Source organism: Methylophaga sp. UBA5088 (genome assembly GCF_002414625.1).
In the GTDB taxonomy this organism is placed as follows: Bacteria; Pseudomonadota; Gammaproteobacteria; order Nitrosococcales; family Methylophagaceae; genus Methylophaga; species Methylophaga marina.
Window position 1 is genome coordinate 19554 of sequence record NZ_DIAC01000111.1, and the last position, 816, is coordinate 20369.

Consider the following 816-nt stretch of genomic DNA (forward strand, 5'->3'; position numbering starts at 1 on the left):
CTGATTGAGCATTTTGATTATGCTAGCGATTTTGATGTAATGATGAACGACTGGTTATCGCTGGTGGTGAAAATGAATGCACTGAATCGAAGTGTTGGCAATACAGATGCTTACCCCTTTGTCGTTTCAGCGCCGGTCAGAAGAAAATTACTTTTTATTCATCAGTTGTTGAAGTCGTTGAGAAAGCCTCGGGAATCCGCGGCATTTCCTTAAATGCCTGATTTAATTTATTACCCCATTCCCGCCGTAGGTTAATCAAAAAAGTATCTTCTGCATCGAAACGATAATGATGCTTAAAGACCAGGCTATCTGTCTCGTATACCAGCACCTCAATCGGCGGGCCGACACTGACATTACTTTTCATGGTGGAATCCATAGAAATTAATGCACAGGTAGCGGCATCGGTGAGTGACGTTTGCATGGTGAGAAAACGATCTAATACCGGTTTGCCATATTTACTCTCACCTATTTGTAAGTAGGGTGTTTCACGGCTGGTGGTAATGTGGTTTCCTTGTGGATAAATCAGAAAGGCTTGGGGTGGTTGCCCTTTTATTTGGCCAGCCAGTAATAAGGTCGCATCAGGTGAAAAGCCGGATTGCTGATCTTCGCTATAACGCTTGATGCGTTGATTTAACACATCACCTACATAGTCAGCGGTATCAGAAAGATAGTGTGTGCTATTGAGGCTGGTCTCACTATTTTCCCGTAGATCCCGGTTTATCTGTTCAATAACACATTGCGTGGTGGCCAGATTACCGGCACTTAATATGGTAATACAGCGGTCAGCATGCGTATTGAAACGAAACATTTTGCTGT

General features: G+C 43.4%; 2 protein-coding genes. One reads left to right on the top strand and one right to left on the bottom strand.

All coding sequences use genetic code 11. The features are described from left to right. Positions 1–213: putative zinc-binding metallopeptidase (locus B4K20_RS14120; protein ID WP_289283382.1), on the top strand; the 213-nt coding region annotated here is incomplete at its 5' end. On the opposite strand, the gene B4K20_RS14125 is transcribed toward B4K20_RS14120, so the two are convergent. Beyond that, a partial coding sequence (locus B4K20_RS14125; RefSeq protein WP_289283383.1) for a proteasome-type protease occupies positions 155–816 on the bottom strand: 662 nt, incomplete at its 5' end. The two genes, B4K20_RS14120 and B4K20_RS14125, sit on opposite strands and share 59 nt — an antisense overlap.